Raw genomic sequence first — 7,824 nt, forward strand, 5'->3', positions numbered from 1 at the left:
CGTCGCGCGCACATGAAGGCGCTGCTGGCGCGCGAGGAGGCCGTTCACGGCCATCTCTTCGCCAACATCCTGCATGCAATCAAGCCGATCATGATCGAGGGCGAGCTGCCGCGGGCGAGATCATCGGCCGCCGGGTCAAAGTCCCCGGCCCTCAACCTGCAGCGAAGGAAGCCCTGAGATATCAAGCGCGTCCTGCCGGACCGGGTACGCGCGACACTGTCCTTATTGGCTTTGGTGCAGCTGGAAGACCGGGGCGAATCATCTCGCGGTGTCAGGAGGCATCGGGCTCCGCACTGGGCCCGAGGTCAATCCGTGCGCCGGAACGGGAGGATCCGGGCGGACTGACGCGGACCGGACCCATGACGCTGACGGTCGAGCATCTGCCTGATCGTTGGCTGGATCTCGCCAAGCAGGCGCATCTGGATCTCTTCCTGGCCTTTGAAATAATGAATAATTTCACAAGGAATGGGCGCAGACAGTGACGCCTGCGCCACCGCCGGACGCCAGGCGATACGAATCAGGCGCCCGCCCTCGCCGTTCTGATGGGCATAACCGCCGTGGCTGTCGACGAAGATCACCTCTTCGCGATCGACGACCGCCTGGTACTGCATGGAGCGGATCGGCACGAACACGCAGTCGCCTTGGCTGCGTTTCAGGAGCAGCTGCAGGCCGTTGAAGACGGCTGCGGGGATGCTCGTACGTTGTTTGGCTGCGATCTCGCCCGGCCGGAAGAAGGTCTCACGGATCAGGTAACCGGCCATGTCGGATGCTCCGGATGGGTGTCGCGATCCTGCACTCGGCGGGGCGGCGCACCGTCAGTCGTTGTCACCGAGCTCCGGGTTCCAGCCTGCGGCGCGCGCCCGCTCGATCGCCGCTGTATAGATGCGGGAATGCCGCTCTCGCAGATCGGGTGGGAGATTGGACACGAGATGACCATAGGGTTTCCATGCGTCGGTGACCTTGTCGTAGAGTCCCTCGATGCCCTGGATCGTCCAGCCCTCGCAGGTCTCCTCCTCGGGGATGATCCCGAACACCCAGGCGTCGCGAATGATGTTTGCGGTTGGCGTCATGGCCCCGCCTTCCTGCTTATCGATCCCCTCGTAGATCTTGCTTTGCATGCTGTCGTTCCTGTGTCGGCTTTGGTTAGACTGTAACGCCTTCGTCGCCGGCTCGCCAAGCCCGGCCCTGTCGTCATCCGAGCCGCCGGATGCAACGGCCCCGCTCCGTGCCCGAGACGGCTCGCCGGCTGTGCTCTTGACACCGACCGATCGAGTCCGATGCTGATGCCCGAGATCCTGATCGATCTGATCCGTCACGGCGAGCCCGTCGGCGGGCGCCGTTATCGCGGCAACGGCACCGATGATCCACTCAGCGCAGCGGGCTGGGCGCAGATGACCGAGGCGCTCGGCGAGCGTGCGCCCTGGCAGCAGATCATCACCTCGCCCATGGCACGTTGTCGCCTCTTCGCCGCCGACCTCGCCGCGCGCCGCGGGCTGCCATTGGTCGTGGATCCGGGTCTGATCGAGGTCGGAATGGGTGTCTGGGAAGGACGCTCACACACCGATGTCGCGGAGCAGGAGCCCGAGCGGCACACGGCCTTTTATCAGGACCCGGTCGGTCGGCGCCCCGCGGGCGCCGAGTCGCTGGAGCACCTGGTCGCCCGTGTCGCCGACGCCTACCAGCGGCATCTGGCCGCCTATCCGGGGCGGCACCTGCTGATCGTCTGTCACGCCGGAGTGATGCGTGCGCTGCTCGGGTATCTCCTCGGGGCCGAGGCGCGGCGCTGGTATCGCATCCAGATCGACTATGCCGGGCTGGTGCGGGTGCGTCACGGACGTCTTGGTCCGAGCATCGAATGGGTCAATGTCCCGAAGCTGACTTGACCTCTGCCCACCCTTGCAGGTGTGTGGGTCGCCGGTTCCGCTCGGCTCGAGCGCATCCATAGAAGCGAAAGGAGACCCGTTTGAGTTGATTCGGCGCCCCCATTCGGACCCGCGGTGGCCCGGCATCGCGGCTGACCCGGCTGCGTCGATCGCATCGGCCGCGTGACGGCGAGGATAGGCTGGGTCCTTCGCCATTAGGCTATACTGAGCCGCTTACGAGATTCTTGTGACGCCCAATGCAAAAGACCGACGATCTGCGCATCCGCGAAATCAAAGAAGTGCGTTCCCCGAACGCGCTCCATGAGGAGTTCCCGATTTCGGAGACGGCCGCAGAGACTGTCTATGCCACGCGCCATGCGATCCAGCAGATCCTGCACGGTCGGGACGATCGGCTCTTGGTGGTCGCCGGTCCCTGCTCGGTCCATGATCCCCGTGCCGCCTTGGAGTATGCCGAACGTCTCCAGGTCCTGCGTAACGAGCTGTGCGATCACCTGCTCGTGGTCATGCGGGTCTACTTCGAGAAGCCGCGTACCACGGTGGGCTGGAAGGGGCTCATCAATGATCCTAATCTGGACGGGAGCTTCGAGATCAATCAGGGTCTGCGGATTGCGCGCAAGCTCCTGTTGGAGCTCAACGCGATGCAGATGCCCGCGGGGACCGAGTTCCTGGACCTGATCAGCCCTCAATACATCGCCGATCTGGTCAGTTGGGGGGCGATCGGAGCGCGCACGACAGAGAGCCAGGGCCACCGCGAGCTGGCATCCGGTCTCTCCTGCCCGGTGGGTTTCAAGAACGCGACCAACGGTGACGTGAAGGTCGCCATCGACGCCATTCATGCGGCGGCGCGCCCCCATGTCTTCATGTCGGTCACCAAGGCGGGCCAGTCCGCAATCTTCAGCACGACCGGCAACGTGGATACCCATATCATCCTGCGCGGCGGCCAGCGGCCCAACTATGACACGGAGAGTGTCAGTATCGCGGCCGAGCAGATCACTGAATCCGGCCTGACGCCGAAGATCATGATCGACTTCAGCCATGCGAACAGTCGCAAACGGCCGGAGAAGCAGATCCGGGTCTGTCAAGACGTTGCGGGGCAGATCGGACGCGGTGACCCGGGGATCATCGGCGTGATGATCGAGAGCCATCTGGTTGGCGGCCGACAGGATCTGGGCGCCAGCGATGGGATGGTCTTCGGGCAGAGCATCACCGATGCCTGCGTTGGTTGGGCGGATACCGTTCCGATGTTGCACGAGCTCGCTGAGGCCGTCGCCCGCCGGCGCTCCCTGTAACGAAACCGCGTCGCCGCATGGCCGTCGTTGCGGGGCGACGCGGTGCGCCCTGAACGAGTCACTTCCTTCCTGAAGCGCTCTAAAGCTGGTCCAAATAGCGGATCCCGCCGAGGCGGCTGGACTGGTCAATGATCCAGGCCGCCCGTCGTTCCAGTCGCTCCGATGGCTGGTCCAAGCGGTGGAGCCCGGGTGCGGGGAGAACCCCGATCAGGAGCGACGCCTCGCGCATCGTCAACTCGCTCGCCGGATGATCGAAATACCGAAGGCTGGCCGCGCCGATCCCGTAGGTGTCGGGGCTGAACTGCACGAGATTAAGATAGACCTCGAGGATGCGCTCCTTTGGCCAGAGGATCTCCATCAGCAGGGTAAACCACGCCTCCGGCACCTTGCGCGTCCAGTCCTTGCCTGGCCAGAGAAAGAGGTTCTTGGCGGCCTGTTGGGTGATGGTGCTGGCCCCACGCAGCTGTCCGCCCTTGCGGTAGGCGTCCCAGGCCAGGCGAATCTCCACGAAGTCGAACCCATGATGGGCGGGGAAGCGTTGGTCCTCGCCGGCGATCGCCGCGAGACGGGCGAACGGCGAGATCCGATCCGAGGGTACCCAGGCGTGGCGATAGTAGGGGGGTGACTGGTCGAGCCGCCAGAGGTTGTAGGCGTGGCGGAGCATGAAGGCGGATGCGGGCGGGTCGAGCCACCTGAGCGTCAACACCAGGAGGCCGGACATCAGGAACAGGGTCCCCGCCAGCTTGAGCAGGGCGTGGCAGACGGCGACCAGCGGATGTCGGCCCTGGCCGATGCGCTCGATGCGGAATCCGCCGCTCTCACTGGGCGCACGTTGTTCGAGGTCTTGCATCGGCTCGCCGACATCGCTCTGCTGCGCCCGAGTCTACCACCTCTCGTGGTGACCGCCGACGAAAAGCCAGTATCCGCCGCGGCGGCAGGCCCGCGGGCGAAGCGCGCCGACGAGCGGTCGGCGATGCGCGGCGCCGGGCTCACGTACTGAGCCACCGGATCCGGCATGCTGTGGTTCCGTCCAGTCCAGACCCAACGGAGACGACGATGGATGCCCTTGTCAACCTGCTCGTGATCCTGCTGTTCCTGTCCGGATTTTTCTCGGTCCTCAGTCTTGCCTGCGCGTTTCTCGAGCGCGTCCCGGAGGGGTCCGACAGCCGACCCCGTCGCGGCCGCCCCGATCGGGACCGTCCACGGCGGCGCTCACGCGTGGCGCGACCTCGGCGCAAGCTCGGCCCGCTGGAGGATGATGCGCCGCGCCAGCCGACGGCCGTCCCAGCCATCCACCACGGTTGACGGATCGACCTCAGGCGGCCAGCCCCCGCCCCTGCAACTCCTTGATCTTGTCTCGGATGGCCGCGGCCTGCTCGAACTCGAGATTCTTGGCATGCTGGTACATGGCCTTCTCGAGCGCCTTGAGCTTTTTGGCCATCTCCTGCGGGGTCAGGCTGGCGTACTCGATGATCTCCTCGGCGACCCTGGCATAGGTGCGCGCCTTCACGGGGCCCCCGGGGACGGCGCCCTCCATGATGTCGGCGACGGCCTTGCGGATGGTTTGCGGGGTGATGCCCCGCGCCCTGTTGTAGTTGATCTGCTTGGAGCGGCGCCGCTCGGTCTCGTCGATCGCGCGACGCATGGAGCCGGTGATGGTGTCGGCATAGAGAATCGCCTTGCCGTTGGCGTTGCGCGCGGCGCGCCCGATGGTCTGAACGAGCGAGCCTTCCGACCGCAGGAACCCCTCCTTGTCGGCGTCCAGGATGGCGACGAGCGACACCTCCGGCATGTCGAGCCCCTCACGGAGCAGGTTGATACCGACCAGGACGTCGAACTCGCCGAGTCGGAGATCGCGGATGATCTCCACCCGCTCGACCGTGTCGATATCGGAGTGCAGGTATCGGACCTTGACGCCGTGATCGTTGAGATAGTCGGTCAGGTCCTCCGCCATTCGCTTGGTCAGGGTCGTGGCCAGGACCCGCTCGCCGGCGGCGACTCTGAGTCCGATCTCGGAGAGCAGGTCGTCGACCTGGGTCAGTGCCGGACGGACCTCCACCTCTGGGTCCACCAGCCCGGTGGGGCGCACCACCTGCTCGATGACGGCCCCCGAGTGCTGGATCTCGTACTCGCGCGGGGTGGCCGAGACATAGATGGTCTGCGGCCGGCGCGCCTGAAACTCCTCGAAGCGCAGCGGCCGGTTGTCGAGCGCCGAGGGCAGGCGGAACCCATAGTCGACCAGGTTCTCCTTGCGCGACCGGTCGCCCCGGTACATCCCGCCGAGCTGGGGCACCGTGACATGGCTTTCGTCGATGACGACGATCGCATCCCCCGGCAGATAATCGTAGAGGGTCGGCGGCGGCTCGCCCGGCCCGCGCCCCGAGAGATAGCGGCTGTAGTTCTCGATCCCCGAGCAGTAGCCCACCTCCAGCATCATCTCCAGGTCGAACAGGGTTCGCTGCTCCAGGCGCTGGGCCTCGACCAGCTTGTCGTTCTCGCGCAACCAGATCAGGCGCTCCTTGAGCTCGATCTTGATCTGATCGACTGCGGCCAGAATGGTCTCACGCGGCGTGGCGTAGTGCGTCTTGGGAAAGACCGTGAAGCGCGGCACCTTGCGCAGCATCTCGCCGGTCAGGGGATCGAACAGCGACAGGGCCTCGATCTCCTCATCGAAAAGCTCGACCCGCAGGGCCTCGTCGTCGGATTCCGCCGGGTAGATGTCGATCACGTCACCTCGCACCCGGTAGGTCCCGCGCTGGAGCTCGATCTCGTTGCGCCGGTATTGAAGATCCGCCAGACGCCGCAGCAGGGCTCGCTGGTCGATCAGGTCACCTCGGTTGAGATGGAGCACCATCTTCAGATAGGCGTCCGGGTCGCCGAGGCCGTAGATGGAGGAGACGGTGGCGACGATGATGACATCCGGGCGTTCCAGCAGCGCCTTGGTCGCGGAGAGGCGCATCTGCTCGATGTGCTCATTGATCGAGGCGTCTTTTTCGATATAGGTGTCCGTGGACGGGACATAGGCCTCAGGCTGGTAGTAGTCGTAGTAAGAGACGAAGTATTCCACCGCGTTGTGCGGAAAGAACTCGCGCATCTCACCGTAGAGCTGGGCGGCGAGTGTCTTGTTGGGGGCCAGGATCAGCGCCGGGCGCTGCACCTGGTCGATGACGTTGGCGATGGTGAAGGTCTTGCCGGATCCGGTGACGCCCAGCAGGGTCATGGCAGCCTCGCCGGCTCTGAGGCCCTCGACCAGGCTGCGGATCGCCTCGGGCTGGTCGCCCGCCGGGGCGAAATCGGAGACGAGTTGAAAGGCGCGTTGAGACATGCGTGGCACCTGATTCGGAACCGGGCGGCGGTTGCCCGGAGAGCGACGGCGAGAGGCGTGCCGGGCGGTTTCGGTTTCGTTATGATTGGGAGCAGAAACCAGCATGTCCAGTCACCACGAGAACCAGAGACGACATCCGATGACCATCAAGCTCGCCGCGCGCGTCCAGGCCGTCAAACCATCCGCTACCCTGGCCATCACAGCCCGCGCCAAGGCACTTCGCGCCGCGGGGAAGGATGTCATCGGGCTGGGCGCCGGCGAGCCCGATTTCGATACGCCCGATCACATCAAGGAGGCGGCCATCGCGGCGATCCGCGGCGGCTTTACCAAATACACCGCGGTGGACGGCACGCCCGAGCTCAAGCAGGCCGTGATCGACAAGTTCAAGCGCGACAACGGGTTGGATTACACTCAGGAGCAAATTCTCGTCTCCTGCGGCGGCAAGCAGAGCTTCTTCAACCTCGCCCAGGCGCTACTCGATCCGGGCGACGAGGTGGTGATCCCGGCGCCCTTCTGGGTCTCCTATCCGGACATGGTGCTCCTGGCCGGCGGGGCGCCCGTGCTCGTCCACGCCGGGGCCGACCAGCGGTTCAAGATCACCCCTGGCCAGCTCAAGGGCGCACTTAACGACAAGACTCGGCTGGTCGTCATCAACAGCCCCTCGAACCCGACCGGGATGGCGTACAGCCGCGATGAGCTGGAGGCGCTCGGCGAGGTCCTGCGTGCGTTCCCGCGCACGCTCATTGCCACCGACGACATGTACGAGCATATCCGCTGGAGTCCCGAGCCCTTCGTCAACATCCTCAATGCCTGCCCGGACCTGACGCCGCGGACGCTGGTTCTGAACGGAGTCTCCAAGGCCTATTCCATGACCGGCTGGCGCATTGGCTATGCGGGCGGACCAGCCGAGGTGATCAAGGCGATGAAGAAGGTGCAGAGTCAGAGCACCTCGAACCCGACCTCGATCTCGCAGGTCGCGGCCCAGGCGGCGCTGGAAGGTCCCCAGGACTGCATCGGGCAGATGCTCCGGGCTTTCAAGGAACGCCACGACCTGGTGGTCGAGCGGCTCAACCGGATGCTGGGCGTCGAATGCCTGCCGACTGACGGGACCTTCTATGTCTTCCCGAAGGTCCAAGGTGTGATCGACCGACTGGAAGGCGTTCACAACGACCTGGATTTTGCCGAGCACCTGATCGAGAAGGCCGGGGTTGCGCTGGTGCCGGGCTCCGCCTTCGGTCTGAACGGCTACGCGCGCATCTCCATCGCCACGAGCCGCCAGAACCTGGAGCAGGCGCTGGAGCGCATCGCTGCGGCCGTTGGCTAAGCC

8 protein-coding genes are annotated in these 7,824 nt (G+C 65.2%); 4 read left to right on the plus strand and 4 right to left on the minus strand.

Features of this window, described 5'->3' with window-relative positions; all coding sequences use genetic code 11:
* Positions 1 to 305: 305 nt before the first annotated feature.
* Together LJE61_RS13980 and LJE61_RS13985 are read right to left on the minus strand one after the other, a co-directional pair.
* Complete coding sequence (locus LJE61_RS13980) at positions 306 to 761, minus strand: hypothetical protein (protein ID WP_296918699.1); 456 nt, start codon at positions 759 to 761, stop codon at positions 306 to 308.
* 54 nt (positions 762 to 815) lie between these two features.
* Complete coding sequence (locus LJE61_RS13985; RefSeq protein ID WP_296912105.1) at positions 816 to 1,118, minus strand: hypothetical protein; 303 nt, start codon at positions 1,116 to 1,118, stop codon at positions 816 to 818.
* Between the two features lie 165 nt (positions 1,119 to 1,283).
* Between LJE61_RS13985 and LJE61_RS13990 the strand changes: the two genes are divergently transcribed.
* On the plus strand, positions 1,284 to 1,883 hold the full coding sequence (locus LJE61_RS13990) for a histidine phosphatase family protein (RefSeq protein ID WP_296918700.1): 600 nt from the start codon (positions 1,284 to 1,286) through the stop codon (positions 1,881 to 1,883).
* 236 nt (positions 1,884 to 2,119) lie between these two features.
* Entirely contained in the window at positions 2,120 to 3,172 is a 1,053-nt protein-coding gene (locus LJE61_RS13995; RefSeq protein WP_296912216.1) for a 3-deoxy-7-phosphoheptulonate synthase, read from the plus strand.
* Positions 3,173 to 3,251: 79 nt separating this feature from the next.
* Here the strand turns inward: LJE61_RS13995 and mtgA are convergent, their stop codons facing one another.
* Positions 3,252 to 4,022, minus strand: a complete 771-nt coding sequence (gene mtgA / locus LJE61_RS14000; protein WP_296912214.1) for a monofunctional biosynthetic peptidoglycan transglycosylase — start codon at positions 4,020 to 4,022, stop codon at positions 3,252 to 3,254.
* A gap of 206 nt (positions 4,023 to 4,228) precedes the next feature.
* On the opposite strand from mtgA, the gene LJE61_RS14005 reads away from it, so the two are divergent.
* The gene (locus tag LJE61_RS14005; RefSeq protein ID WP_296912212.1) at positions 4,229 to 4,477 is read left to right on the plus strand and encodes a hypothetical protein; all 249 of its coding nucleotides are present in this window, start codon (positions 4,229 to 4,231) and stop codon (positions 4,475 to 4,477) included.
* 10 nt (positions 4,478 to 4,487) lie between these two features.
* Here LJE61_RS14005 and uvrB read toward each other — a convergent pair whose 3' ends face one another.
* Positions 4,488 to 6,497 carry an excinuclease ABC subunit UvrB gene (gene uvrB, locus LJE61_RS14010; RefSeq protein WP_296912210.1) on the minus strand — a complete coding sequence of 670 codons (2,010 nt, stop codon included), beginning with the start codon at positions 6,495 to 6,497 and terminating at the stop codon, positions 4,488 to 4,490.
* Between the two features lie 139 nt (positions 6,498 to 6,636).
* Here uvrB and LJE61_RS14015 point away from each other — a divergent pair, with 139 nt between their 5' ends.
* On the plus strand, positions 6,637 to 7,821 hold the full coding sequence (locus LJE61_RS14015) for a pyridoxal phosphate-dependent aminotransferase (protein WP_296912208.1): 1,185 nt from the start codon (positions 6,637 to 6,639) through the stop codon (positions 7,819 to 7,821).
* Positions 7,822 to 7,824 lie beyond the last annotated feature (3 nt).

It is taken from the genome of Thiocapsa sp., assembly GCF_022340925.1.
Classification (GTDB): domain Bacteria; phylum Pseudomonadota; class Gammaproteobacteria; order Chromatiales; family Chromatiaceae; genus Thiocapsa.

Coding starts and splice junctions, on each gene's coding strand:
- mtgA (WP_296912214.1), bottom strand. CDS start 4,022: ATGCAAGACCTCGAACAACGTGCGCCCAGTGAGAGCGGCGGATTCCGC.
- uvrB (WP_296912210.1), bottom strand. CDS start 6,497: ATGTCTCAACGCGCCTTTCAACTCGTCTCCGATTTCGCCCCGGCGGGC.
- LJE61_RS13985 (WP_296912105.1), bottom strand. CDS start 1,118: ATGCAAAGCAAGATCTACGAGGGGATCGATAAGCAGGAAGGCGGGGCC.
- LJE61_RS13995 (WP_296912216.1), top strand. CDS start 2,120: ATGCAAAAGACCGACGATCTGCGCATCCGCGAAATCAAAGAAGTGCGT.
- LJE61_RS13990 (WP_296918700.1), top strand. CDS start 1,284: ATGCCCGAGATCCTGATCGATCTGATCCGTCACGGCGAGCCCGTCGGC.
- LJE61_RS13980 (WP_296918699.1), bottom strand. CDS start 761: ATGGCCGGTTACCTGATCCGTGAGACCTTCTTCCGGCCGGGCGAGATC.
- LJE61_RS14005 (WP_296912212.1), top strand. CDS start 4,229: ATGGATGCCCTTGTCAACCTGCTCGTGATCCTGCTGTTCCTGTCCGGA.
- LJE61_RS14015 (WP_296912208.1), top strand. CDS start 6,637: ATGACCATCAAGCTCGCCGCGCGCGTCCAGGCCGTCAAACCATCCGCT.